The organism is Pedobacter sp. G11 (assembly GCF_003860265.1).
In the GTDB taxonomy this organism is placed as follows: Bacteria; Bacteroidota; Bacteroidia; order Sphingobacteriales; family Sphingobacteriaceae; genus Pedobacter; species Pedobacter agri.
On sequence record NZ_CP034190.1, the window covers coordinates 1,868,422 to 1,894,784 of the forward strand.

Here is a 26,363-nt window from a genome sequence, read left to right on the forward strand (position 1 = left end):
TCAATACTATGTTGTTAGAAAATATACAAAAAGAAAGTCTGGATTTATTGCGACAGCTAATTCGCATCCAGTCTTTTAGTAAAGAAGAAGACAGAACTGCGAATTTAATTGCTCAGTTCTTAGAGGAGAGAGGGATTAAAACCCAGCGTAAAATGAATAACGTTTGGGCATACAATAAGCATTTCGATGCCAGTAAGCCCACCGTGTTGTTGAACTCTCATCATGATACAGTTAAACCCAATTCTGGTTATACCCGCGACCCTTATGATGCTGCCATTGAGGGCGATAAATTGTTTGGTTTAGGCAGCAATGATGCCGGGGGTTGCCTGGTTTCGTTAATTGGAACGTTTTTATATTATTACGAACAGGAAAATTTAAAATACAACATCTGTTTGGCAGCAACGGCTGAAGAAGAAATTTCTGGAAACAATGGTTTGGAATTGGTTTTACCAGATTTAGGTGAACTTGAATTTGGAATTGTTGGTGAACCAACGGAAATGAACCTGGCCATTGCAGAGCGAGGATTGTTGGTTTTGGATTGTGTATCTCATGGTAAAGCAGGTCACGCGGCTCGGGAAGAAGGTGAAAACGCCATTTACAAAGCATTGAAAGATATCGAATGGTTCAGAAATTACCAGTTTCCTAAAGTATCTGAAGTTTTTGGTCCGCTGAAAATGACGGTGACCATTATCAATGCGGGTTCACAGCATAACGTGGTGCCGGCCAATTGCACTTTTACAGTTGATGTTCGGGTTACCGATGCTTATACAAACGAAGAAGTGTTGGAAATTATCCGTGCGAATGTTGATTGTGATGTAACACCGCGTTCGATTCGTTTGAAACCATCATCAATAGATAAAAACCACCCTGTGGTTCAGGCAGGTGTGGCCTTGGGCAAAACTACTTATGGTTCGCCTACCACTTCAGATCAGGCTTTATTGGATATTCCGTCAGTAAAATGTGGACCAGGTTTTTCTGGTCGCTCACACATGGCTGATGAATTTTTATATGTTCGGGAAGTAGCTGAGGGTGTGGAGGGCTATGTGAATATGTTGAAACCAGTAGTTGTGGGTTAATTGGCACAAATCGTCATCGCGAGGCACGAAGCAATCTATACTGCTCGTGTTAAGCTTTGAATTTTTAAAACTAAAGAGGATTGCTTCGTGCCTCGCAATGACGAAGTTTAGATATGAAGATTTGGCAAAAAAATATAGATGTAAATAAGTTTGTAGAAAGTTTCACGGTTGGAAAAGACCGTGAACTCGATTTACAAATGGCAAAGTTTGATGTATTGGGTTCTTTGGCCCATACCCAAATGCTGGAAACCATTAATTTGCTAACCGCCGATGAGCTTAAAACGGTTCAGCAAGAGCTAAAAAATATTTACGCTGAAATTGAGGCTGGGAATTTCACAATTGAAGATACCGTTGAAGATGTACATTCGCAGGTGGAGTGGTTGCTCACACAACGTATCGGTGAAGCAGGTAAAAAAATTCATAGCGGTCGCTCACGTAATGACCAGGTTTTGGTTGATTTAAAACTGTTTTTCCGTGCTTGTATTGAAGATACGGTTAATCAAACATCAACTTTGTTTAACCAACTGATAGAATTAAGTAATACGCACAAAGATAAGTTGATGCCGGGTTACACGCATTTGCAAATTGCCATGCCATCATCTTTCGGTTTATGGTTTGGTGCTTATGCCGAAAGCCTTGCCGATGATATGGAATTGATGCTTGCTGCCTGGAAAATCACCAATAAAAACCCATTGGGCTCAGCAGCTGGTTATGGTTCTTCTTTTCCGTTAAACAGAACTTTAACCACTAATTTATTGGGTTTCGAAAGCTTAAATTACAATGTGGTTTATGCGCAAATGGGCCGTGGTAAAACTGAAAGAGTTTTAGCACAAGCAATGAGTGCTGTTGCAGCAACTTTAGCTAAAATGGCGATGGATGTTTGCTTGTTCATTAACCAGAACTTTAGCTTTATCAGCTTCCCTGCAGAACTAACAACAGGTTCGAGCATTATGCCGCACAAAAAGAACCCTGATGTTTTTGAACTGATTCGTTCGCGTTGCAATAAAATTCAGGCTTTGCCGAATGAAATTGCGATGATGATTACCAATTTGCCATCAGGTTATCACCGCGATTTACAGTTGTTAAAGGAAAACCTTTTTCCGGCAATTACTTCGTTAAATGAATGCCTTGAAATCGCAACCTTTATGTTTCAGAACATTACCATAAAAGATGATATTTTGAAAGATAAGAAATACGACTATTTGTTTAGCGTTGAAGTGGTTAACGATTTAGCTTTGCAAGGTGTGCCGTTTAGAGAAGCCTATAAAATTGTTGGCGAACAAATAGAAAATGGTACTTTTGCACCATCGAGCCAAATACATCATACACACGAAGGAAGCATCGGCAACCTTTGTAATGAACAAATTGCTGCGTCAATGCAAGCCGTTTTATCTCAATTTGGTTTCGATAAAGTGAATAAAGCAATAGAAGATTTAATCCGTTAATTCATCATTGTAAAGACTAAAATTATACAATAGCTAATTATTAAGATTGCTTCGTGCCTCGCAATGACGCATCAGGCAACAAAAAGATTAACATATGAAAGTATCAAAGTTAGCCAGTGCTTTAATTGGCTCAGAAATTATAAAAATTGGTAACGAAGTTAACGACATGAAGCGCAAAGGCGCATCAATCGCTAACTTAACTATTGGCGATTTTGATTCGAACATCTATCCAATTCCAACAGAATTAAAAACAGGAATTGTAGATGCCTATAATGCAAATCAAACCAACTATCCGCCAGCTGATGGTGTTTTACAATTAAGGGAAACTGTTTCAGAGCTATTAAAGGATAGATTTGGATTGGAATATAATACCAATAGCATTTTAGTTTCTGGCGGTTCTCGTCCGTTAATATATGCAGCTTATTTAGCGGTAATTGATCCGGGCGATACTGTAGTTTTTCCTGCACCATCTTGGAACAACAACCATTATTGTCATTTAACTTCTGCAAAATCAATAGCGGTAGAAACTGATGCAGCGCATAACTTTATGCCAACTGCAGCGCAATTAAAACCACATTTAAAAGGCGCCACGATGTTGGCTTTATGTTCACCATTGAATCCGACAGGAACAATGTTCGATGCAGATTCATTAGCTGAGATATGCGATGTGATTTTAGAAGAAAACGCTTCTCGTGGCGCAGATGAAAAACCTTTGTATTTAATGTACGACCAGATTTATTCTCTTTTAACGTTTGGTAAAGAGCATGTTAATCCGGTTTCCTTACGTCCTGCAATGCGTGAGTTTACCATTTTTGTTGACGGTACTTCGAAATGTTTGGCTGCAACTGGTGTTCGTGTAGGCTGGGGTTTTGGTCCGGAAGATATTGTAAACAGAATGAAAGCTTTGGTTGGCCACATGGGTGCGTGGGCACCAAAAGCAGAACAAGTTGCCATGTCGAATTATTTTGACGATAAAGCACAGGTTGATACCTTTTTAACAAGCTTCAAAGCTCAAATTCAAGATAGCTTAAATGCACTTTACAATGGCTTCAACGAATTAAAAAGCGAAGGTTTTAATGTTGATGCCGTTGAGCCAATGGGTGCTATTTACCTAACCATCAAAATCGATTACATTGGGAAAACAACAGAAGATGGTCAGCTTTTAAAAGACAGCGCCGATGTAAACTTCTATTTAATTAAAGAAGCCGGTGCTGCACTGGTCCCATTCTCTGCTTTCGGAAATGCGCACAGTATGCCATGGTTCAGGGCTTCAGTAGGTGCTTGTACGCTTCAGGATATCAAAGATATGTTGCCAAGAATTAAAACTGCGCTCAGCAAACTGAAATAAGCAATTTGAGCACCCAATCAAACAATTTGTTAGCTTGGGTGTTCAAATTAAGTTCTCATCTAAATGCTCTTATGGAAAATAAATATACGCCTCAGGGATATGCTTCAACATCAGCAATCCTCATTACCCTTGCTATTGGAATTTTAGCATCCATTATACTCCCTATCATATATATCATTCTAGGTAGGCTAATACCAAATATCTGGTTCATCGCCATTATCGCTTTTTTGCTGGGTATGGGCCTTGGTTTTTTCATCGATCTTGGTGTAAAAATCGGAAAGCTCAGAAATCGGAAAATCGTTACTGCAATTGCCATTTTTTGTGGATTATTTGCCTTTTATGTTCAGTGGGTATTTTTCGATACGTTAATCTATAGCCAAAAAGGATTTACCTTTAGCCTAAATGCAACTGATATTAAGTTATTAGCGGATGATTTCTTTTTCCTTTTTACGCATCCTAATATTCTCTTTCAGGAAATTGTAAATCTTAACGAAGTCGGATCATTTCGAATAAAAGGAACTGATACGGTAAGCGGTTTGTTGCTGTGGGTAATTTGGGCAGGCGAATTTATATTCATCCTTGGCGGAATCATATTTTCTGTTTTAAATGGTCAGGTTATTAAACCATACTCTGAGATAAATGACCGGTGGATGATCAAGCGTAAGACGCTAAACCGTATTCCCATGGTTGAAAACAAAGAGCACCTTTTGAATGAGCTAAACAACCGAAATTTTGTTGTTTTGAATGATCAGCCATCGCTGATGAATGAAGCAAATTATGCGGAAGTAATTATTTTTGAATCAATGGGCGACCCAACAAAATATATTAGTATTTTGAATGTTTCAAATCCTACCGGTAAAGCAAAAGATAAAAAAATGACTAATGTTATTGCATTTTATCCGCTTCAGAACGCAAATATATGATCATATTTAATTTAAGGTAAAATTAACAAACCCTGTTTCAGATTAATGAAATGGGGTTTGTTGTTTTATTGAAAATCTCGAAGTGCAGATTCAGTTGTAATTAGTAAACTACCTAAAGCCTGCATTGTCAATAAATGGTTTTGAGTCAAAGAGAAAAACACTTACTTTTATTTATAGGCGGATGGTAAATAAGTAATGGTGATTCAACGCATCTACTGATTTTAAAGATTAAGGTCAAACATACCCGCATATCGATATCATATGCCAAAGGAAAAAACCTGGCTGTTATAATAATTACGTCACTTATGAGAAAAATCAACATCATTTTTACCTCTATCATTTTGTTTTCCTTAAACGTTTTAGCACAGGAGCCAACACCACAATGGCGGCCAAACTATCATTTTACCTCACCAGCAAACTGGCTTAATGATCCCAATGGGCTGATTTATTTTAATGGAGAATTTCATCTCTATTTTCAATATAATCCTTTCGAGAACAAATGGGGGCACATGAGTTGGGGGCATGCCACCAGCAAAGATTTGATCAATTGGAAAACCCTGCCTGTTGCCATACCAGAACGGATCACAAAAGATACGACAACAATGATTTTTTCGGGCTCAGCAGTTTTTGACAAAAAAAACGTAAGCGGTTTGGGGAAAGGAAAGGGGCCGCTTTTAGCCTTTTATACAGCCGATTTACCTAAGCAGAAAAATGAATCGCAATATCTGGCTTTTAGTAATGATGGCGGCTTAACCTTTACCAATTATGCCGGAAATCCCATTATCGATTTAAATAAAAAGGATTTTCGCGACCCAAATGTTTGGTGGCATGAAGCTTCGAAACAATGGATTATGACAGTGGCCATGGTTGATGAACATTTGACCAGATTTTATGGCTCCACAAACCTGAAAGAATGGACAAAGTTGAGCGACTTTGGTAATCAGGGTGATATCGGTAGCGGTTGGGAATGTCCTTTTATTATTCCACTACCCGTTAATGGCAATCGTAATCACGTTAAATGGGTATTGGCCGTTTCTTTATTTACGAAGAAAGGACCATCAATGCAGTATTTTGTTGGGGATTTTGACGGAAAAGACTTCAAAAACGACAACGATGAGAACTTAACCTTATTGGTTGATGATGGCGACGCCTTTTATGCTGCCATACCATGGAACGATGCACCTAAAAATCAGAAAATTTTATTGGGCTGGTTGCAGCCTGGCGGCAAGGAAACTTTCCCATGGAAAGGCCAGATGTCTATTCCTAGAGATTTATCACTAAAAACTACCCCAAACGGAATCAGATTATTTCAGCAACCATCAAAAATCATTACCGATAAGCTAAAAAATCATTCAAGAGAAAAAGTTGCTAAAAAGAAGAATATCGGTTTAAATGGCGAAACGTTCCTGGGTCCAACATTAAATTCTTACTGGATTGATGCAGAGTTTTCGATCAATGAAGCTAAAAATATTGGGTTTAAACTTGCGCAGTTAAAAGATAATAAAGGTAATTTGTTAAAAGAAGTTGAAGTAGGTTATAACGTAGCGAAGAAACAGATCTATGTAGATTGTTCGCGTTCAGAAAAGGGAATTAAAAATGATAAAAACCTGATTCAAACCGCAAAAGTTAATCCGGTTGATGGAAAAATTAAGTTCCAAGTTTTGTTCGATAAATCTTCTTTGGAGGTTTTTGGAAATGGTGGTGAAAAAGTAATCACAACCATGGTATTTCCTGAAGAAAAGGCAACAGGTTTATCTGCTTTTACTATAGGAGGAAAAGCAACCTTAACGAATTTGAAAATATGGAATTTCAATAAATAACCCCTACATCAACGAACTAATGTGCTGAGTTAACTTCACAAAATCATCAACAGTAAGTTGCTCAGCCCGTTTTTCAAAATAAATATGATCATCCATTTTATCTTTTGGCATCACTGCCGAAACCGCGTTACGTAAAGTTTTTCTTCGTTGGTTAAAGCCAGCCTTAACCACACGCCAGAATAATTTTTCATCACAATCTAATGTTTCTACTTCGTTTCTGGTTAAGCGAATCACCGCCGAATGTACTTTAGGTGGTGGATTGAAAGTTCCGGGTTTTACCGTAAATAAATACTCAATTTTATAATATGCCTGAAGAAAAACACTTAAAATTCCATATTCTTTGTTTCCTGCCGGCGCAGCACAACGTTGGGCAACTTCCTTTTGAAACATGCCCACCATCTCGACAACTTTTTGTCGGTTGTCCAAAATCTTAAATAATATTTGCGAAGAAATATTGTAAGGGAAATTTCCGATAATGGCAAACTGGCCCGGGAAAATCGCATCAAAATCCAGCTTCAAAAAGTCTCCGTTAATTAGCCGGTCGCCGAGTTGGGGATATTTTTCATTCAAAAAATGAAAAGATTCTGTATCAATATCAATTAAGTAAGTTTGTAAATCCTGGCGTTGCAACAAAAAATCAGAAAGAATGCCCATTCCAGGACCGACCTCCAAAACCTGATTGTATTTATCGGTATTCACCAAACTTTCTACAATGCGGTTGGCAATGCCTTTATCCGTTAAAAAATGCTGACCTAAATGTTTTTTCGCTTTTACTAAACTCATGGCAACAAAGGTAATGATTTAAGGTGGAAGCTATAAGCCTTAGGGTGTAAGGTATGGCAATTCAATTTACAAACGCTTTACCTTAAACCATCTATCCTATACCTTATTTATCAAATCAAATCAGTAATTTGCGCTAAATTTTCCACTAATTATGAGCAATAAACTTAAAATTGGCATCAGTATAGGCGACGTGAACGGTATCGGTTTAGAGGTAATTATTAAAACATTATCCAATCCTGCTATTTTAAATTATTGTACTCCAATTGTTTATGGTCATACCAAGGTTTCCTCTTTTCATAGAAAGGCAAATAACCTTGGCGATTTCAGCTTTAACGTAATCAATCACGCCAATCAGGCGCAATTGAAAAAAGCCAACATGATTAACTGCTGGGAAGAAGATGTAAAAATTGAGCTGGGCCAGGTAACGGCTACAGGTGGAAAATATGCACTTTTATCATTAGAAAGGGCAACTGCCGATTTAGTAGCTGGCGACATTGACGCTTTGGTTACTGCTCCCATTAATAAACACAACATCCAATCAGAAACATTTGCATTCCCCGGTCATACCGAATATTTGCAGGAGAAGAGTGGGAGTAAGGATGTATTGATGTTTTTGATTAGCGAAAATTTACGTGTGGGCGTGGTTACTGGTCACATACCTGTTAAAGATGTGCCAACATCAATCACCAAAGAAAAAATTCTTAGCAAACTAAAGCTGATTAATGATAGCCTAAAAAAGGATTTCTGGATTGAGAAACCGAAAATCGCAGTTCTGGGGTTAAACCCTCATGCCAGCGACAATGGTTTATTAGGGGCAGAAGAGGCAGAAATCATCACGCCTGCAATTCAGGAAGCTTACGATAAAGGTTTAATGGTATTCGGACCTTATCCTGCCGATGGTTTCTTCGGGAATGGCAGCTATAAAAAGTTCGATGCGGTTTTGGCCATGTATCATGATCAGGGTTTGATTCCTTTCAAAACTTTGGCTTTCCATAATGGTGTAAATTATACCGCAGGATTAAAATTTGTGCGTACCTCTCCAGATCATGGTACCGGGTATGATATTGCGGGTAAAGATTTAGCCGATTCAACTTCATTCACCGAGGCTTTGTTTTCTGCCATTCATATCGTTAAAAACCGCAGGGAGCAGGAAGAAATGTTGAGTAATCAATTACGTGGCGGTGGAAAAGTGGTAGAAACACAGTTCGACATCAAAGATGATGCTTCGTAAAGCTTAAAGCAGAACCCCAAAATACAAGGTTTAATTTTTTAGAAAAGCAAGGTACTGTATTTCATCGGTTCCGGTAGTCCTGCTATTTGTTGCAATCTTTTTAGTGATGGTCATGCTGAGCTTGTCGAAACGCTGCAACAAAAAAGTATTTCTACTTCTATCAGGTTTATTTTTGTTAAAATTGTGTTTCAAATTTAAACGAAATGAGCAAAATTTCTTCCATATTAAAACCCGAAGAGTTAACGTGGTTAAATCTCGATAATGAAATTGTAATTGTTGATGCCAGCGCCGGGTCAAAAGCCCGCTATGATGAACAACATCTGGCTGGTGCAATTTTCGTAGATGTTAACGAAGATTTAGCCAATATCGGTGACTTTGCTATAGGTGGACGCCATCCATTGCCAACGTTCGATCAATTTAGTAAAGTTCTACAGAAACTTGGGATCACCAAAGAAAGTCATGTCATCATTTATGATGATAAAAATGGAAGTAATGCAGCAGCCAGATTTTGGTGGATGTTAAAATCAGTTGGACATGAGAAAGTACAAGTAATCGATGGAGGTTTTCAAGCTGCGGTAAAAGCGGGTTTCCCTGTCACTAATAAGGTCGAAATACCAAAGTCGGTTGATGAATACGAGGTTCAAAATTGGAGTTTGCCGCTATCAGATATTAATGAGGTAGAAAAGGTAGCTAAAAACGATGATCATATTGTGATCGATGTACGTGATGCCAATCGTTATGCAGGCTTAACAGAACCAATCGATACCATTGCTGGCCACATCCCTGGTGCTATTAATATTCCATTCACTGAAAATTTAGATGCTGATGGACGTTTTTTAGAACCAGACATTTTAAACGAAAAATATACTGCAGCGTTAGAAAAAGTTGATTTAAACAATGTAATCGTTCATTGCGGTTCGGGCATTACGGCCTGTCACACGTTATTGGCCATGGATTATGCAGGTTTACCGATTCCAAAACTTTACGTAGGCTCATGGAGTGAATGGAGCAGAAACGGCAAGGAAATGGTTTTGGCTAATGGTTAGTATTCCTTACACAGCTTTTTATAAGCTAAACCAGATTGATGTGTGAATCTGAAAGGAAAGCAGAACTTTCGAAACCAATGAAGCGAATAAATTGATTTTCAAAAATTTATTCAACGGGCTCTATTCTTAAATAGAAGATTTGAATGTTAACAATTTTTAAAAAACATTTTTAATCTAATTATTTTATCCCTACATTTGCAGGCTAAAATTTTATAGTACTTTGAAGCCATTAAAACAATTTTCTATACCGTTTACCGGATTAAAATTGGGAGTTCATCACTTTGATTATGAGCTTGATGACCGCTTTTTTAATGCATTTGAGTATTCATTAATTAAAAGCGGAAATTTAAAGGTTGACCTGGAACTTGAGAAACAAGAGACCATGTTGCTTTTAAAATTCAAAGTTATTGGTACAGTAAATTTAGATTGCGATAAATGTTTATCAGAGTTTGCTTACCCGGTAAACTTGTACGAAAGACAAATTGTAAAATTTGCTGAAGATGAGCTGGAAAGCGATGATGAAGAAATCATTACGCTAAGCCGTAAAGATACCGAGATTGATATATCGGCGCCTTTATACGAAATGATTAACGTGGCTGTACCTTATATCAAAAACTGCGAGCAGGCAGATAAAGATTGTGATCAGGAAATGATTGATCGTTTAGAACAACTCTCTATTGATAAGCAGGCAGAAGAAAACGAACAAACAAGCGACCCACGTTGGGAAGCCCTTAATAAGTTAAAAAAATAATTAGATTATACACCAATGGCACATCCAAAACGGAAAATCTCGAAACAGAGAAAAAACAAAAGAAGAACACACTATAAAGCAGTGACACCTTCTTTAGCAACTTGCGCAGCAACAGGTGCTATTCACGTACCTCACCGTGCATACAACGTTGATGGTAACCTATACTATAACGGTAAATTGGTTATCGAAAATACTCAAATCGGGTAATTTTCTTAAAAAATTGTTTGTGTTTTCAGCGGCTTTAGTCATACCTTAGTCAACTGAAAAATCAGGGTTTACCTGAGCTTAACACAAACAGATTTTTTCTATGAAAATAGGCCTCGACATAATGGGCGGAGACTATGCTCCCAAAGCAATCGTTTTGGGAGCAATAGCAGCTCATCAATCGCTAAACGCCGGAGAACATTTGGTTCTTATTGGCGATACCGAACAGATTAAACCGATTCTCGCAGAAGAGGGTTTTAATCCGGATCACTTTGAATACGTTCATACTGATGAAGTGATTGGTATGGGCGAACATCCCACCAAAGCAATTGTTCAGAAACCAAATTCTAGCATCGCAGTAGGTTTTAATCTTCTAAAAGAGGGTAAAATCGATTCGTTTGCAAGTGCTGGTAACTCTGGCGCAATGTTAGTTGGCGCTGTTTTTAGCGTTAAAACTATCCCGGGCATCATCCGCCCTTGCTTATGCTCTATTCTTCCAAAACTTAAAGGCGGCACCGGCTTATTATTAGATGTTGGTGCAAATGCCGATTGCAAACCTGATATTTTATTACAGTTTGGTGTACTGGGTAGCCTGTATGCCGAAAATTTATTCAAAATTGATAACCCAAGGGTTGCGTTAATGAATATTGGCGAAGAAGATGAAAAAGGAAACATGCTAAGCATGGCTACTTTTCCGTTAATGAAAGATACCAATCTGTTTAACTTCGTGGGTAATGTAGAAGGTAGAGATTTATTTAACGATAAATCGGATGTAATCGTTTGCGATGGTTTTACCGGAAATGTGATGCTTAAACTGGCAGAATCATTTTATGTGATAACCATTAAAAAAGGGTTAAAGGATGAGTTTTTTGATCGTTTTAATTACGAACAGTACGGTGGAAGTCCGGTTTTAGGCGTTAACGCTCCTGTTGTTATCGGACATGGAATTTCTAGTCCGTTAGCTGTAAAAAATATGGTTCTTCAATCCAGAGAAATGATTACCACCGGATTGGTAGAAAAAATTAGAATGGCATTTAAATAATTTATTTAAAATTTTTCAAATGAGTAAAATTCACGCTGCTATTACGGCAGTTAATGGTTACGTCCCCGACTATGTGCTTACAAACGCAGAGTTAGAAACCATTGTTGACACTTCGGATGAGTGGATTACCAGCAGAACGGGAATTAAAGAACGCAGAATTTTAAAAGGTGAAGGTTTGGGTACATCAGATATGGCGGTTCATGCTGTAAACGGTTTACTTAAAAAAAGAGGTATTGATGCAAAGGAAATTGAATTGATTATCTTTTGCACCACTACACCAGATTTTACTTTCCCTGCTACCGCTAACGTTTTAGCCGATAAAGTTGGCGCAAGCAATGCCTGGGGTTACGATTTACAAGCAGCTTGTTCGGGTTTTATCTTTGGTTTATCTACTGGTGCATCATTTATTGAATCAGGAAGACACAAAAAAGTATTAGTGGTAGGTGGCGATAAAATGTCGTCAATTATCAACTATGAAGACCGTACCACTTGCATCATTTTTGGTGATGGTTGCGGTTGTGCTTTATTAGAGCCAAATGAAGAAGGGTTAGGAATTCAGGATTCTATCTTAAGAACCGATGGTTCTGGCAGAGATTTCTTAGGAATGAAAGCCGGTGGTTCAGTTAAGCCTGCCACACACGAAACTATTGATGCAAGAGAACATTTTGCGCACCAGGAAGGTCCAACTGTTTTCAAATTTGCTGTAACTAACATGGCAGATGTAGCTGCAGAAATTATGGAACGTAACAGCTTAACAGCTGATGATGTTGCATGGTTAGTGCCTCACCAGGCAAACAAACGCATTATTGATGCAACCGCTAACCGCATGGGTGTAACAACTGATAAAGTAATGATCAATATTGAGCGTTACGGTAATACCACTAACGGAACAATTCCTTTATGTTTATGGGAATGGGAAAGCAGACTTAAAAAAGGAGATAACATTGTGTTGGCTGCTTTCGGCGGAGGCTTTACGTGGGGTTCGGTTTATCTTAAATGGGCATATAATAGTTAGTAGGTTGTATTGATGATTAGTTTTTTCGAATTTAACTAATCTCCCAAACAGCTAAAAAACCCAAATAACAAATAATAAAACAAAAAAAGTATAACTTAGTTAATTCATTTATACACTATTTTTTACATAACAAGGATTAAAAAATGGATATCAAACAAATACAGGAACTGATTAAATTTGTTTCTCGTTCTGGAGTAAACGAAGTTGCTATCGAGCAGGAAAACTTCAAGATTACGATTAAAACAAACCAGGCACCAACAGTTGTGCATGCTACCGTGCCTCAGGCACCGCTTGTACAGGCTGCTGCGCCAGTTGCAACAGCTCCTACTGCTCCGGTTGCAGCAACGCCTGCAGTACCAGTTGCAGAAGATACTTCAAAATACATTACGGTTAAATCACCGATGATTGGTACTTTCTATCGTTCATCAAGCCCAGATAAACCAGTTTTTGTTAACGTGGGTGATGAAATCAGCACTGGTAAAGTGGTATGTATTATTGAGGCAATGAAACTTTTCAATGAAATTGAAAGTGAAGTTTCAGGTCGTATCGTTAAAATTTTGGTTGATAATGCATCACCAGTTGAATACGATCAACCGTTGTTTTTAGTAGAACCTATTTAGTAAACCGTCTTATTACGCCTCGGTTTCGTGTCGTCACGAACCGCTTAACACAAATGGTTCGTGGAGACACGAACCATGGCATTTAAACGAAAAATTATGTTTAAAAAAATACTAATTGCCAACAGGGGAGAAATCGCTTTGCGTATTATCCGCACCTGTAAGGAAATGGGCATCAAAACGGTTGCTGTTTACTCTACCGCTGATCGCGAAAGTTTACATGTACGTTTTGCTGATGAGGCTGTTTGTATTGGTCCTCCTCCAAGTAAAGATTCTTATTTAAATATTCCAAATATTATTTCAGCGGCAGAATTAACTAATGCTGATGCCATACACCCAGGTTATGGGTTCTTATCAGAAAACGCTAAGTTTTCGAACATCTGTCGCGAGTACGGTATCAAATTTATTGGTGCCACGCCTGAACAAATCAATGGCATGGGCGATAAAGCTTCTGCTAAAGAAACAATGAAAATTGCTGGTGTACCAACAATTCCAGGTTCTGAGGGATTATTAACCAGTGTTAAAGAAGGTATCGCTATTGCGAACGAAATGGGTTATCCGGTTATTCTTAAAGCTACTGCCGGTGGTGGTGGCCGTGGGATGCGTGTAGTTTGGAAAGATGAAGAGTTCGAAAATGCATGGGATAGTGCTCGTCAGGAATCTGGTGCTGCTTTCGGTAATGATGGTTTATATTTAGAGAAATACATTGAAGATCCTCGCCACATTGAAATCCAGATTATCGGTGATCAGTTTGGTAAAGCTTGTCACTTATCTGAACGTGATTGTTCCATTCAACGTCGTCACCAAAAGCTGGTAGAAGAGTCTCCATCACCATTCATGACCGAAGAACTTCGTGTAAGGATGGGAGAGGCTGCTATTAAAGGAGCACAAGCTGTAAATTATGAAGGTGCTGGTACAATCGAATTTTTGGTTGATAAACACCGCAACTTCTATTTTATGGAAATGAATACACGTATTCAGGTAGAGCATCCGGTTACTGAAGAAGTAATCAACTTTGATTTAATCAAAGAACAAATTAAAGTGGCTGCTGGAATTCCAATCTCGGGTAAAAATTATTTCCCTGATATGCATGCAATTGAATGTCGTATCAATGCTGAAGATCCTGCGAATAATTTCCGACCTTCACCAGGAAAAATCACTAATTTTCATTCTCCGGGTGGCCATGGTGTGCGTGTGGATACCCATGTTTATGCTGGTTATTCTATTCCATCAAACTACGATTCGATGATTGCAAAGTTAATTTGTGTGGCGCAAACCCGTGAAGAAGCAATTTGCACCATGGAACGTGCTCTGGGTGAATTTGTAATTGAAGGCGTAAAAACAACTATTCCTTTTCACTTACAATTGATGAAAGATCCGAATTTTAGAGCCGGTAATTTCACCACAAAATTCATGGAAACATTCGAATTTGTAGATTCAGAATAATTTAAAATCAATATTTCAGAAAGCCAGGTTTGCAAAATCCTGGCTTTTTTGTTTTTAGCTGATAGAAGAATCTGAAAATTTCATCGAAAAAAATTCATATTATTAACCTAACCTTGTAGCGTTTAGGAGATTACACTCGTTTCTAAGTTAAAACCCTCAAATATGAAAAAATATCTAATTAACGTACTGCTGCTTCTGCTTGTTGCCGCATTTACTCAATGTAAGAAGGATGAATATGAAGTGATCAAACTTACAAAAATGATCACTGTAGAGCAGATGAGAGCCCTGCCGGTAGGTTTAACCAGAGCAACAGAAACAAAAAAAACAGGTAAAATTTATATCTACAATGATTATCTTTTTATAAACGAACCAGGAGAAGGTATTCATATCTTCAATAATGTTAACCCAAGTGCCCCTGTAAACACTGCCTTTATACAAATTCCGGGCAACGTAGATCTTGCCATTCAAAATAATATTCTTTATGCTGATAGCTTTATTGACTTGCTTGCTTTTGATATTTCAAATATGAATAGTATTAAGCAAGTTAAAAGGGTAAATGATGTTTTTAAGCAGGTTTATTCTGCTGGTGTTCAAAAATATCTTTTTTATACTAAAGATACCGTGGTAAAGAAACAGGTTTACAAGGGAGGCGTCGTCAATGATATCGCAGCCTATTCCAGTTCTTCTTCTCAAGGCGGTTCTTCTGGTCAGGGCGGCTCAATGGCAAGATTTACTTTAATGAACGACTATCTCTATACGGTTGGCTTGTATGAGTTAGGCTTGTTTGATGTGAAAAATGCTTCCAATCCATCTTTTATAAAATCAATTAATTTAGGCTGGGGAGTGGAAACTATTTTTCCTTACGACAATAAATTGTTTATCGGCACTAATACCGGAATGCATATCTTTAATGCTACCGATGCCGCCAATCCCGTTAAGCTATCTACTTATAGCCACATTTTTGCCTGCGACCCGGTAGTGGTACAAGGAAAATTCGCTTATGTTACTTTGCGGACAGGTAATAACTGCAGGCAAGCCAGTAATCAACTCGAAGTGGTTGATATTGAAGACCCAACAAAACCTAAGCTACTTGTAGCATACCCTATGCAAAATCCTCATGGCTTAAGCGTAAATGGAAATAATCTATTTTTATGTGAGGGCAATTTTGGTATTAAGAGCTTTAATATCACTGATAATAAAGCGATTGGAAATAATATGCTTCAGCATTTGCAAAATATAAAAAGTTTCGACGTGATTGCGGGGCCGAAATCATTAATCGTAACCGGTGATGACGGTGTTTATCAGTTTAATTATAGTAATGCATCCAATTTAAGACAGTTAAGCCTGATCAAAGTACAGAAATAGATTATCACCCGTTTACTAGATGATATTTATATATGCTTTTTGTTAAATAATATAAACTATTTCTATCTTTAACACGTAGATACCATTCTATTCAATTAGAATGGTATTTTTGTTTTCAACATGAGCGACACTAAAAAAACTTCCCTTACAAAAGCTATAGGACAAAAGAGTACAACCTTAGAGGCAGAAATGTCTTTTTTTGACCATCTTGATGTTCTGCGTAAACATTTGATCCGAGCCGTAATTGCCATTGCCGTATTCACTGGTATCGCTTTTTACTTCAATGAATTTATACTCGACAGGATAATTTTCGGTCCTAAGAAACCTGATTTCTGGACTTATCGCATGATGTGTAAACTGGTAGAGAAGTTTCCTTCTCTGGGTGCAGATATGTGTATCACCAAGATCAATGGAGAAATCATCAATACTGAAATGGCTGGGCAGTTTAATCTTCAGTTGAATGTCTGCGTAATGTGTGGTATTGTGGTGGGTTTCCCTTATTTGCTCTGGGAAATCTGGCGTTTCATCAAGCCCGCTTTACACGAAAATGAACGTAAATCAGCAAGTGGCTTTGTCTTTTTTGCTTCGGTACTTTTCGTATGCGGTATTCTATTCGGTTATTTTATCGTTTGTCCGCTTTCCGTTAACTTTTTAACAGGTTACACGGTAAGTGAGGAAATTAAAAATACTTTCACTGTCGATTCATACTTATCATCAGTTGCCACGTTAACTTTAGGAACTGGTATTATTTTCGAACTTCCGGTAATCATTTTCATCCTTTCGAAACTTGGATTAATGACGCCGAAACTGATGCGGTCGAGCAGAAGGTATGCAGCTGTCATCATCTTAATCATATCCGCAATTGTAACACCAACACCAGATATTATGACGATGCTGATTGTGGCTACGCCGCTCTTCCTGCTTTATGAATTAAGTATTTTTGTTTCTGCCTTTATCGAAAGGAAGAAGAAAAAAGCGGAGGCAGCATTTTATGCTAACTAACGAAAACATTACGAATACATTTTAGAATTCTATATAAATTTGGACATGTCTGAAACTAGAATTAAAATAGCGATTGGTGGAGATCACGCTGGTTTTGAATATAAAGAAGTGCTTAAAGAGTTCCTTAAAGATTACGAGGTTAGGGATTTTGGTACCCATTCATTGGACTCTGTAGATTACCCTGATTTTGCACACCCTTTAGCCGCTGCTGTTGAAAACGGTGAATTTACTTATGGTATTTTGCTTTGTGGCTCTGCAAATGGTGTAGCCATTACTGCCAATAAACATGCAGGCATTCGTGCAGGCTTATGTTGGGAGAATGAGGTTGCCTCTCTGGTAAGAAAACATAATAACGCAAATGTTTTATGCATTCCTGCCCGCTTTGTTTCAGAAGAATTGGCAAAAGAAATTACCACTACATTTTTAAATACGGAATTTGAGGGCGGTCGTCATCAAACAAGAGTGAATAAAATTTCGTGCTAACCTTATCAAACTAAACTAACTATTACCCATAATGAATAAAAGATTTTTAACCCTAGGCTTAGCGTCGATACTGAGTGTTGGCTGCTTTGCACAAGTTAAACCACTTGCAGCGAACAAGGATGCAATTAGGTTTAGCAAAGCCATAAATCCTGAAAACGCTTTTAAACATCTTTCCGTTTTAGCTTCTGATGAATATGAAGGTCGTGAAACCGGTAAGAAAGGTGCATGGATGGCTGCAGATTATATTCGTGATTATTTTAAATCACTTGGATTAAAAGGCCCTGTTGATGGAGGATACTTCCAAAAAATTGACCTCGCTACTTATGCTGTTAGCGAAAGCATGTTAACCATCAACGGCCAGCCAAAACAAGCCTATAAAGATTATTTAATTACCAGTAATGCGGTAGGCTTAAACGGCTTTACTTTCAGTGCTGATGATATAGTTTTTGCAGGTTACGGCATCTCTAAAGATGGGTTTAACGAGTATGATGGCATTAACGTAGAGGGGAAAGTTGTGTTGATTTTTGCTACGGGAGATCCAACAGCAAAAGCTACAGATAAGGTTGATCGCCGTGCTGCAATGATGGCGAGACAGAAAAAATTAGGTTACCTGGCCCAAAATAAAGCGAAAGCTGTTATTCTAATCGATCCTACTGTTGATAATATTTCTCCAGAGCGTAAAGCATCATTAGAAGCTGGCCAGGTAGTGATGAGAACAGAAGAAGTGGTTGAGCGGATGAAAAAGCAAAACCCGTTCACCATTATCAGCATTTCTACCGCAACAGCGAATGAAATTTTAAAAGCTGCGAATACTTCGGTTGATGCTTTTCAGAAAAAAGTTACTGAAAGCGCAAAACCTGCATCTCAAACGATAAACGTTGCCATTTCTGCAAGTGCGATGAAAAAGGGAACTGAAGTTCGTGGAGAAAATGTTTTAGGTTTCCTGGAAGGAACTGACCCGAAATTGAAGAAAGAAGTTTTAGTATTAACTGGCCATTATGACCACATTGGTATTACTCCTGAGGTGGAAGGACCAGACAAAATAAACAACGGTGCTGATGATGACGGATCTGGAACTACAGGTGTTCTTTTAATGGCAAAAGCATTTACTGATGCTAAAAAAGCGGGCAAAGGCTCAAAACGCAGCATTCTTTTCATGACTGTAGTGGGCGAAGAAAAAGGTTTGTGGGGATCGGATTGGTACTCACAGCATCCGATTTTTCCGGTAGAAAACACAATAGCTAACTTAAACACAGATATGATTGGCCGTATCGGCGAAGAATATCTAGGTAAACCAGATTCTGCCAACTACATATATTCAGTAGGTTCAAACATGTTAAGCAGTGAGTTGGGTAATTTAAGTGAGCAGGTGAATGCTACTTATACCAAAATGAAATTAGATTATAAATACGATGATCCTCAGGATACACAACGTATTTATTATCGTTCAGATCACTATAATTTTGCTAAATTGGGCATTCCTATTATCTTTTATTATGATGGAATGTTGGAGCAAGACTATCACAGACCAGGCGATGAGGTAAGCAAAATCAACTTCCCATTGCTAACTAAGAGAGCTAAACTTACCTACTTTACAGCATGGGAACTGGCTAATAGAGCCAAGCGCCCAGCGGTAGATAAAGATGGAAAAGGAAATCCAAAAAAAGGTAGTACAATACCTCAACCATAAAAATTCAGCCCCGACTATAGCAGTTGGGGCTTTTTTATGCACATTACTTTAGGCCGTAAGAGAAATTCCTATCTTTGAATTATGATGAAAACTGCCGAGGAATTTTTAGAGAAATCTGATGAGAAAGCTTTTGATTTACCGCATCGTAAAACCATCAATTATAATATTGGAAAATACAATACGGCAGTAGAACGCGGGCTATCAAAATTCGAAAATCTTGAGGCTTCAAAAAAGAAAGCACACGTGATTAAATGGCGTGTGATGGAAAATCTTGATAAGTTTTTGCCTGAGTTTGAGTCTAACTTTCAACGTAGAGGAGGAAAAGTGATTTGGGCAAATGATGCCGCTGAGGCTCAGCAAGAAATTCTAAACATCATTAAGCGGAGTAACGGCAAAACGGTGATCAAATCTAAATCAATGACCACCGAAGAAATCCATTTAAATGATTTCCTGGAAAGTAATCAAATCGAATCTTTAGAAAGTGATTTAGGCGAATACATTGTTCAGCTACTGGGGCAGGCACCTTACCACATTGTTACGCCTGCCATGCACTTAAGCGCTACTGATATCGCCAAATTATTTCATGATAAATTTGGAACACCAATTGATGCGACCCCTCCACAGCTCGTTCAAAAAGCTAGAGAATTACTTCGTGATAAATATTTGAATGCTGATATCGGCATTAGTGGCGGAAACTTTTTAATTGCCGATACCGGAAGTATCGCCATTACAGAAAATGAAGGAAATGCCCGTTTAAGTACCACGTTTCCAAAAATACATATTGCCATTGTGGGTATCGAAAAGATTATTCCTTCAATGGCCGATTTGGATTTGTTCTGGCCTTTATTGGCTTCTCATGGAACAGGACAAAATTTAACGGTTTATAATACCATTTTAAGCGGACCTCGCCAACCTAACGAAACCGACGGCCCCGAAGAAATGTATGTGATTCTTTTAGACAATGGGCGGACAAATTTATTAGCACAAAAAGACCAGCGACAAGGCTTGTACTGTATTCGCTGTGGTGCATGTTTAAATGCTTGCCCGGTTTATAAAAATATCGGTGGTCATACTTACAATACCACCTACAGCGGACCAATTGGCTCGGTAATTACACCGCACTTAAAAGGTATGGAGGAGTTTAAACATTTAAGTTATGCCTCCAGTTTATGCGGAAAGTGCTCTGAAGTATGTCCCGTTAAAATCGATATCCATAAAATGTTATTGCTCAACCGCAGAGATGCTGCAGCTACACATGAAAACGGTAAAGTAGAAGAAATGGGCTGGGGGATGTTTAGCCGCATGATGCAGAAACGGAAGTGGATGGATTTTTTCGGTGGAAAGTTCAAAAATTTTATGCTTAAAAGCTTCTTCAGAAAAAGCTGGGGTAAATACCGGGAAATGCCGAAAGTGGCAGATAAATCTTTCTCCAAACAATTTGAAGAAATGAAGAAGAATAAAGAGTCTTAACAAAATATCTAACCCAATATGCAATTTAACCGCGGCAATAAAGACGACACATTCCTGTTAAATTTATATAAAAGATTGCTTTACCCTCGAATGGTTGAGGAGAAAATGCTTAAGCTTTTGCGCCAGGGAAGGATTGGGAAATGGTTTTCAGGCATCGGTCAGGAGGCTATTGCAGTTGGTTCTACATTAGCGATGCAAAGCGATGAATACATTTTGCCAATGCATCGCAATCTTGGGGTTTTTACTACCAGAGATATTTCCTTAAAAAAATTGATGGCGCAATGGCAGGGCAAAGCGACTGGTTTTACCAAAGGCCGCGACCGTTCTTTCCATTTTGGTACGCAAGACTATAAAATTATTGGGATGATTTCTCATCTTGGTCCGCAAATGGCCTTAGCGGATGGCATTGCATTAGCCGATGTTCTGGCTGGTAAACAAAAAGCAACGTTGGTTTACACTGGCGAAGGTGCCACCAGCGAAGGCGATTTTCATGAAGCAGTTAATGTGGCAGCGGTTTGGAATTTACCTGTTATTTTTCTCATCGAGAATAACGGCTACGGCCTGTCTACGCCAAAATCAGAACAATTCAGATGCAGAAACCTGGTTGATAAAGCCATTGGTTATGGTATAGAGGGCAGGCAAATTGACGGGAATAACATTCTTGAAGTTTACGATACCATCCATCAACTGGCTAATGAAATTCGTAAAGATCCACGCCCGATTTTATTGGAATGTTTAACTTTTAGAATGCGTGGGCATGAAGAAGCATCAGGCACAAAATACGTTCCGCAGGAGTTATTTGATGAGTGGGAAAAGAAAGACCCGTTAAGTAACTATGAAAATTACCTAATTGAGCAGCGAATTTTAACAGCCGATTCGATCATCGATATCAGGGCAAAAATCAAAAAAGATATTGAATTAGAAGTTGAAGAAGCGTTTGATGAACCCGAACCGGAAGTTGATGCTAATCAGGAAGAATACGACATGTATTTTCCTTATGAACAGAAAGTAGTCGAACCCAATCAGGCTTCAACAGAAAAAAGATATTTAGATGCCATAACTGATGGGTTAGATTTGGCAATGCAAAAGTATCCCAACCTGGTTTTGATGGGACAGGATATTGCGGATTACGGCGGTGCTTTTAAAATTACCGATGGTTTTACGGCTAAATACGGGAAGAACAGGGTTCGCAATACACCAATTTGCGAATCAGCTATTGTTGGTGCAGGTTTAGGCTTGTCAATTAATGGTTACAAGGCTGTTGTAGAAATGCAATTTGCTGATTTTGTTACTGTTGGTTTCAACCAGATTGTAAATAATTTGGCTAAAACGCACTATCGTTGGGGTGAAAAAGCCGATGTTGTAGTGCGTATGCCAACAGGCGCTGGTACTGGTGCAGGGCCATTTCACTCACAAAGTAATGAGGCATGGTTTACCAAAACGCCAGGCTTAAAAGTTGTTTATCCGGCTTTTCCTGATGATGCCAAAGGTTTGTTACTGGCCGCAATTGAAGATCCGAATCCGGTTATTTATTTCGAACATAAATATTTGTATAGAAGTTTATCCACTGCTGTTCCGGATGGATATTTTACCACTGAAATAGGAAAGGCGGTTAAGCTTGCCGGTGGAAATAAATTTTCCATCATCACCTACGGTCTAGGCGTTCATTGGGCATTGGACTATCTGAAGAATAATCCGGAAAGTGAAGCAACACTACTTGATTTGCGTACGTTACAACCCTGGGATAAGGAAGCTGTTTGTGATGCGGTAAAATCAACTGGCAGGGTGTTAATCTTACATGAAGATACCCTGACAAATGGTTTTGGTGCAGAAATTTCGGCGTGGATTGGCGAACATTGCTTTCAATATCTGGATGCGCCAATCATGCGATGTGCCAGTTTAGATACTGCAATTCCAATGAATAAAGCGTTAGAAGATGGGTTTTTGGCAAAAGCCAGACTAGCACAAACGATTGAAAAATTATTAAAATATTAAAGAGAGTTATGAGTTGTAATTGTATGAATTGGTTAGTTATTGTATTACCAATTTGGCGATTAACCGCTTAATCAATTCACACAGTTATACAGATATCATGAGCAATTTCAAAATCCAGGGAAACATCGTTGAAATTACCGATCGAAATATTTTCTTTGGTGAAGTAGAGGTAGAAGATGGAAAAATAAAATCCATCCATAAAATATCTGAAAGGAGAGATGAAGCGCATTTCATCCTTCCTGGTTTTATTGATAGCCATGTTCATATTGAAAGCAGCATGCTCATACCAAGTGAATTTGCAAGGCTTGCAGTAGTTCATGGAACGGTTGCCACCATTAGCGATCCGCATGAAATTGCTAACGTTTGCGGCATGGAAGGCGTGGAATTTATGATTGAAAACGGCAATACTGTTCCCTTCAAGTTTAACTTTGGTGCACCTAGCTGTGTTCCTGCCACTATTTTTGAAACCGCTGGCGCTGAATTGAATCATGATGACGTTAAGGCGCTTTTAAAACGTCCGGAAATTAAATACCTCAGTGAAATGATGAATTTTCCCGGCGTGCTTCATCAAGATGAAGAGGTTTTAAAAAAAATTGCAGCAGCGCATGATTTAGGTAAGCCTGTTGATGGACATGCACCTGGTTTGCGTGGCGATGCGGTTCAACAATATATTGATGCAGGAATTTCTACAGACCATGAATGTTTTACCGCAGAAGAAGCATTGGATAAGCTACAGCGTGGTATGAAAATTCTTATCCGCGAAGGAAGTGCTGCCAAAAATTTTGAGGCGTTGATCGATCTGCTTCATGACTGGCCTGATATGATGATGTTTTGCAGTGACGATAAACATCCAGATAGTTTGGTTGAAAGCCATATCAACGAAATTTGCGCCAGAGCAGTGGGCAAGGGAATTGATATTTTTAACGTTTTACAAGCGGCTTGTATTAATCCGATTCTTCATTATAAATTGGATGTTGGCGCATTAAAAACTGGCGATTTTGCCGATTTCATTGTTGCAGAAGATTTAGTAAACTTCAAGATAAAGCAAACCTTTATAGATGGCGTTTTGCTATCAGAAAACGGTGAGGTTGTCGGCGATTGGATAAAGCATGATCAGGATAAAGAATCAGTGAATCATTTCGATTGCAGTTTTAAAAAGGCGGAAGATTTTGCTTATGCTTTTACAGGCGAGGAAACAATTCCGGTGATCGAGGCTTTAGATGGGCAATTGATCACCAACAGGCTTACAGTGGTGCCTAAAGTTTCTAATGGAAACATCATTAGCGATTTAGAAAACGATATATTGAAAATGGTTGTGGTAAACCGCTATCATCATGCGCCTATCGCTGTTTCATTTGTAAAAAACTTTGGTTTAAAGGAGGGTGTAATAGCATCAAGTGTTGCTCATGATAGCCATAATATTATCGCAGTTGGCGTCGACGATAACAGCATATGCGCTGCAGTTAATCTGGTAATCAAAGAAACGGGTGGTGTTGTGGCTTTAGGAAATGGAAAAGAAGAAGTGCTTCCTTTGCCTGTTGCAGGTTTAATGAGTAATCAGAACGGTTATGAAGTTGCTGCGCTTTACACCTCAATCGATCAGTTCTCAAAAGAACTGGGCGCTACATTGGTAGCACCATTCATGACACTTTCTTTTATGGCGCTACTGGTGATTCCACATTTAAAGTTAAGCGATAAGGGATTGTTTGATGGAGATAAGTTTAAATTTGTGTAGCCTTCGAAAATTTTAACAAATGGTAGTTTTATTCCTGCTTGAAATATTCCTGCAGGGTTAACATTTGCTTCCTGTTTAAAACTTCTCCAAGTTCTTTTTCGGTAGCTTCTTTTATTTTTTTAACAGATTTAAAATGCTTTAAAAGTTTGTCGGCAGTAGTTTTGCCGATGCCCTCAATCTGCTCCAGTTCAGTTTTAAGTGTTCCCTGATCGCGTTTTTTACGGTGGAAAGTAATCCCGAACCTGTGCGCTTCATCACGCAGCTGCTGAATTACCTTTAGGGTTTCCGATTTTTTATCTAAATACAGTGGAAATGAATCTCCGGGATAAAACAACTCCTCCAATCTTTTCGCAATACCAATCACCGTTACCCGATTTTCTATGCCCAACAGTTTTAAACTTTTCATCGCTGATGAAAGCTGTCCCTTACCGCCATCAATGATAATCAGTTGCGGAAGAGGTTGGTCTTCCTCCAGCATTCGCCTGTAACGACGGAAAACGGCTTCTTCCATGGTGGCAAAATCATTCGGTCCTTCAACGGTTTTAACGTTAAAATGGCGGTAATCTTTTTTCGATGGCTTTGCATCTTTAAACACCACAATAGCCGAAACCGGATATTTTCCCTGAAAATTCGAGTTATCAAAACATTCAATGTGTTTAGGCAGTTGCGTTAACCGCAAATCCTTTTGCATTGTCGTTAATATGCGGTCGGTTCTCAAATCCGGGTTGAGTTTTTCATACTGATTGAGTTTCTCCTTTTTAAAGAACAGCACATTTTTTTGAGATAGTTCCAACAACTTTTTCTTCTCGCCAAGTTTAGGAACAGTAAATTTAAGTCGTTCATCTTCCAAAGAAAGTTCAAAAGGAACAATGATTTCTTTTGAAGTGCTGTTAAATTTTGTTCTGAATTCCAGCATGGCGGTAATCAAAAGTTCATCATCACTTTCATCCAGTTGCTTTTTAATTTCAATGGTTTGAGTTTGAATAATGGTACCGTTCATCACCTTGAGGTAATTTACAAAAGCGTATCGCTCATCAGATGCAATGCTTACCACATCTACATTGGTAATGGCACTGTTTACCACGGTTGATTTGCTTTGATATTTCTCCAATACCTGCAGTTTGCGGGAGTATTGATGTGCCAGTTCGAAATTTAATTCCTCAGAAGCGGTTTTAATAATTCCTTTTACATCGCGAATTACGTTCCCGATTTTACCATTTAAAATTTCTTTAATTTCAACGATATTTTGATCGTAATCACTTTCGCTCTGGTAGGCCTGGCACGGACCCTTGCAATTCCCAATCTGATATTCCAAACAAACTTTAAACTTACCTTCGGCAATATTTTTATCGTTAAGCGGCAAGCTGCAGGTTCTTAACGGATAAGTTTCCTTTATTAAATCAAGAATGGTGTGCATCATACCGATCGATCCGTACGGACCGAAATAAGTTGAGCCATCCTTAATCACTTTGCGTGTCCAATAAATCCGTGGATATTGTTCATTCTTTACAATAATCCAGGGATAGGTTTTATCATCCTTTAAATTGATATTAAATTTAGGCTGATGCTTTTTAATAAGGCTATTTTCAAGCAACCAGGCATCAATTTCGGTATCAACAATGGTAAAAGTTATTTTTCTGATTTTTGAAACCAGCACCCTCGTTTTACCATTAAATTGCTGTCTATCGCTATTAAAGTAAGAACCAACCCGGTTTCGGAGATCTTTCGCCTTACCGATATACATCAACTTTCCATCGGCATCCCAGTATTGGTATACACCGGGTTTGTGCGGAATTGCGGTTAATGCGGTTTTATGGTCAAAAGTGCTCATCAGTTACAAAAAATAGAATTCAAATGCGAAACCCTAATCTAAAAC

At 38.5% G+C, this 26,363-nt stretch carries 22 protein-coding genes; 20 read left to right on the top strand and 2 right to left on the bottom strand.

Translation table 11 applies throughout. The features are described from left to right. The first annotated feature begins 8 nt into the window (after nt 1-8). The 5 genes from EA772_RS08145 to EA772_RS08165 all read left to right on the top strand — a co-directional run bounded on the left by EA772_RS08145 (nt 9) and on the right by EA772_RS08165 (nt 6,612). Nucleotides 9-1,076: a M20 family metallo-hydrolase gene (locus EA772_RS08145; protein ID WP_210405085.1), complete on the top strand. Its 1,068-nt coding sequence runs from the start codon at nt 9-11 to the stop codon at nt 1,074-1,076. Nucleotides 1,077-1,189: 113 nt separating this feature from the next. Continuing rightward, nucleotides 1,190-2,521 (top strand): argininosuccinate lyase, encoded by a 1,332-nt coding sequence (gene argH / locus EA772_RS08150; RefSeq protein WP_124912408.1) that lies wholly within the window; start codon nt 1,190-1,192, stop codon nt 2,519-2,521. A gap of 94 nt (nt 2,522-2,615) precedes the next feature. Beyond that, nucleotides 2,616-3,869 carry a pyridoxal phosphate-dependent aminotransferase gene (locus EA772_RS08155; protein WP_124912410.1) on the top strand — a complete coding sequence of 418 codons (1,254 nt, stop codon included), beginning with the start codon at nt 2,616-2,618 and terminating at the stop codon, nt 3,867-3,869. A 71-nt stretch (nt 3,870-3,940) separates the two neighbouring features. Beyond that, nucleotides 3,941-4,792: a hypothetical protein gene (locus EA772_RS08160; RefSeq protein ID WP_124912412.1), complete on the top strand. Its 852-nt coding sequence runs from the start codon at nt 3,941-3,943 to the stop codon at nt 4,790-4,792. Nucleotides 4,793-5,097: 305 nt separating this feature from the next. After that, nucleotides 5,098-6,612 (top strand): glycoside hydrolase family 32 protein, encoded by a 1,515-nt coding sequence (locus EA772_RS08165; RefSeq protein WP_124912414.1) that lies wholly within the window; start codon nt 5,098-5,100, stop codon nt 6,610-6,612. Nucleotides 6,613-6,615: 3 nt separating this feature from the next. Here EA772_RS08165 and rsmA read toward each other — a convergent pair whose 3' ends face one another. Further along, nucleotides 6,616-7,395: a 16S rRNA (adenine(1518)-N(6)/adenine(1519)-N(6))-dimethyltransferase RsmA gene (gene rsmA / locus EA772_RS08170; RefSeq protein WP_124912416.1), complete on the bottom strand. Its 780-nt coding sequence runs from the start codon at nt 7,393-7,395 to the stop codon at nt 6,616-6,618. 151 nt (nt 7,396-7,546) lie between these two features. Here rsmA and pdxA point away from each other — a divergent pair, with 151 nt between their 5' ends. The 15 genes from pdxA to ade all read left to right on the top strand — a co-directional run bounded on the left by pdxA (nt 7,547) and on the right by ade (nt 24,487). Next, complete coding sequence (pdxA, locus tag EA772_RS08175; protein ID WP_010600133.1) at nt 7,547-8,626, top strand: 4-hydroxythreonine-4-phosphate dehydrogenase PdxA; 1,080 nt, start codon at nt 7,547-7,549, stop codon at nt 8,624-8,626. Between the two features lie 203 nt (nt 8,627-8,829). After that, nucleotides 8,830-9,672: a sulfurtransferase gene (locus tag EA772_RS08180; protein ID WP_124912418.1), complete on the top strand. Its 843-nt coding sequence runs from the start codon at nt 8,830-8,832 to the stop codon at nt 9,670-9,672. A 265-nt stretch (nt 9,673-9,937) separates the two neighbouring features. Further along, nucleotides 9,938-10,423 (top strand): DUF177 domain-containing protein, encoded by a 486-nt coding sequence (locus EA772_RS08185; protein WP_246834072.1) that lies wholly within the window; start codon nt 9,938-9,940, stop codon nt 10,421-10,423. A 15-nt stretch (nt 10,424-10,438) separates the two neighbouring features. Further along, the gene (gene rpmF, locus EA772_RS08190) at nt 10,439-10,630 is read left to right on the top strand and encodes a 50S ribosomal protein L32 (RefSeq protein WP_010600130.1); all 192 of its coding nucleotides are present in this window, start codon (nt 10,439-10,441) and stop codon (nt 10,628-10,630) included. A 100-nt stretch (nt 10,631-10,730) separates the two neighbouring features. Continuing rightward, nucleotides 10,731-11,669 (top strand): phosphate acyltransferase PlsX, encoded by a 939-nt coding sequence (gene plsX / locus EA772_RS08195; protein ID WP_010600129.1) that lies wholly within the window; start codon nt 10,731-10,733, stop codon nt 11,667-11,669. 19 nt (nt 11,670-11,688) lie between these two features. After that, nucleotides 11,689-12,684, top strand: a complete 996-nt coding sequence (locus tag EA772_RS08200; protein ID WP_010600128.1) for a beta-ketoacyl-ACP synthase III — start codon at nt 11,689-11,691, stop codon at nt 12,682-12,684. Between the two features lie 143 nt (nt 12,685-12,827). Next, on the top strand, nt 12,828-13,304 hold the full coding sequence (gene accB / locus EA772_RS08205) for an acetyl-CoA carboxylase biotin carboxyl carrier protein (RefSeq protein WP_010600127.1): 477 nt from the start codon (nt 12,828-12,830) through the stop codon (nt 13,302-13,304). 96 nt (nt 13,305-13,400) lie between these two features. Further along, the gene (gene accC / locus EA772_RS08210) at nt 13,401-14,747 is read left to right on the top strand and encodes an acetyl-CoA carboxylase biotin carboxylase subunit (protein WP_116170439.1); all 1,347 of its coding nucleotides are present in this window, start codon (nt 13,401-13,403) and stop codon (nt 14,745-14,747) included. A gap of 162 nt (nt 14,748-14,909) precedes the next feature. Next, nucleotides 14,910-16,112, top strand: coding sequence for an LVIVD repeat-containing protein (locus tag EA772_RS08215; protein WP_124912420.1), 1,203 nt, complete (start codon nt 14,910-14,912; stop codon nt 16,110-16,112). Nucleotides 16,113-16,232: 120 nt separating this feature from the next. Further along, complete coding sequence (gene tatC / locus EA772_RS08220; protein WP_116170437.1) at nt 16,233-17,114, top strand: twin-arginine translocase subunit TatC; 882 nt, start codon at nt 16,233-16,235, stop codon at nt 17,112-17,114. A gap of 45 nt (nt 17,115-17,159) precedes the next feature. Beyond that, the gene (gene rpiB / locus EA772_RS08225) at nt 17,160-17,597 is read left to right on the top strand and encodes a ribose 5-phosphate isomerase B (protein WP_124912422.1); all 438 of its coding nucleotides are present in this window, start codon (nt 17,160-17,162) and stop codon (nt 17,595-17,597) included. A 31-nt stretch (nt 17,598-17,628) separates the two neighbouring features. Then, nucleotides 17,629-19,287, top strand: coding sequence for a M28 family peptidase (locus EA772_RS08230; protein WP_010600123.1), 1,659 nt, complete (start codon nt 17,629-17,631; stop codon nt 19,285-19,287). Nucleotides 19,288-19,368: 81 nt separating this feature from the next. Next, the gene (locus EA772_RS08235) at nt 19,369-20,757 is read left to right on the top strand and encodes a LutB/LldF family L-lactate oxidation iron-sulfur protein (RefSeq protein ID WP_124912424.1); all 1,389 of its coding nucleotides are present in this window, start codon (nt 19,369-19,371) and stop codon (nt 20,755-20,757) included. Nucleotides 20,758-20,775: 18 nt separating this feature from the next. Then, nucleotides 20,776-22,752: a thiamine pyrophosphate-dependent enzyme gene (locus EA772_RS08240; RefSeq protein WP_124912426.1), complete on the top strand. Its 1,977-nt coding sequence runs from the start codon at nt 20,776-20,778 to the stop codon at nt 22,750-22,752. 97 nt (nt 22,753-22,849) lie between these two features. After that, a complete protein-coding gene (ade, locus tag EA772_RS08245; protein WP_124912428.1) occupies nt 22,850-24,487 on the top strand; it encodes an adenine deaminase in 1,638 nt (545 codons plus the stop codon). A 28-nt stretch (nt 24,488-24,515) separates the two neighbouring features. Here the strand turns inward: ade and uvrC are convergent, their stop codons facing one another. Continuing rightward, on the bottom strand, nt 24,516-26,318 hold the full coding sequence (gene uvrC, locus EA772_RS08250; protein ID WP_124912430.1) for an excinuclease ABC subunit UvrC: 1,803 nt from the start codon (nt 26,316-26,318) through the stop codon (nt 24,516-24,518). Nucleotides 26,319-26,363: the final 45 nt, after the last annotated feature.

Coding starts and splice junctions, on each gene's coding strand:
- EA772_RS08145 (WP_210405085.1), top strand. CDS start 9: ATGTTGTTAGAAAATATACAAAAAGAAAGTCTGGATTTATTGCGACAG.
- argH (WP_124912408.1), top strand. CDS start 1,190: ATGAAGATTTGGCAAAAAAATATAGATGTAAATAAGTTTGTAGAAAGT.
- EA772_RS08155 (WP_124912410.1), top strand. CDS start 2,616: ATGAAAGTATCAAAGTTAGCCAGTGCTTTAATTGGCTCAGAAATTATA.
- EA772_RS08160 (WP_124912412.1), top strand. CDS start 3,941: ATGGAAAATAAATATACGCCTCAGGGATATGCTTCAACATCAGCAATC.
- EA772_RS08165 (WP_124912414.1), top strand. CDS start 5,098: ATGAGAAAAATCAACATCATTTTTACCTCTATCATTTTGTTTTCCTTA.
- rsmA (WP_124912416.1), bottom strand. CDS start 7,395: ATGAGTTTAGTAAAAGCGAAAAAACATTTAGGTCAGCATTTTTTAACG.
- pdxA (WP_010600133.1), top strand. CDS start 7,547: ATGAGCAATAAACTTAAAATTGGCATCAGTATAGGCGACGTGAACGGT.
- EA772_RS08180 (WP_124912418.1), top strand. CDS start 8,830: ATGAGCAAAATTTCTTCCATATTAAAACCCGAAGAGTTAACGTGGTTA.
- rpmF (WP_010600130.1), top strand. CDS start 10,439: ATGGCACATCCAAAACGGAAAATCTCGAAACAGAGAAAAAACAAAAGA.
- plsX (WP_010600129.1), top strand. CDS start 10,731: ATGAAAATAGGCCTCGACATAATGGGCGGAGACTATGCTCCCAAAGCA.
- EA772_RS08200 (WP_010600128.1), top strand. CDS start 11,689: ATGAGTAAAATTCACGCTGCTATTACGGCAGTTAATGGTTACGTCCCC.
- accB (WP_010600127.1), top strand. CDS start 12,828: ATGGATATCAAACAAATACAGGAACTGATTAAATTTGTTTCTCGTTCT.
- accC (WP_116170439.1), top strand. CDS start 13,401: ATGTTTAAAAAAATACTAATTGCCAACAGGGGAGAAATCGCTTTGCGT.
- EA772_RS08215 (WP_124912420.1), top strand. CDS start 14,910: ATGAAAAAATATCTAATTAACGTACTGCTGCTTCTGCTTGTTGCCGCA.
- tatC (WP_116170437.1), top strand. CDS start 16,233: ATGAGCGACACTAAAAAAACTTCCCTTACAAAAGCTATAGGACAAAAG.
- rpiB (WP_124912422.1), top strand. CDS start 17,160: ATGTCTGAAACTAGAATTAAAATAGCGATTGGTGGAGATCACGCTGGT.
- EA772_RS08230 (WP_010600123.1), top strand. CDS start 17,629: ATGAATAAAAGATTTTTAACCCTAGGCTTAGCGTCGATACTGAGTGTT.
- EA772_RS08235 (WP_124912424.1), top strand. CDS start 19,369: ATGATGAAAACTGCCGAGGAATTTTTAGAGAAATCTGATGAGAAAGCT.
- EA772_RS08240 (WP_124912426.1), top strand. CDS start 20,776: ATGCAATTTAACCGCGGCAATAAAGACGACACATTCCTGTTAAATTTA.
- ade (WP_124912428.1), top strand. CDS start 22,850: ATGAGCAATTTCAAAATCCAGGGAAACATCGTTGAAATTACCGATCGA.
- uvrC (WP_124912430.1), bottom strand. CDS start 26,318: ATGAGCACTTTTGACCATAAAACCGCATTAACCGCAATTCCGCACAAA.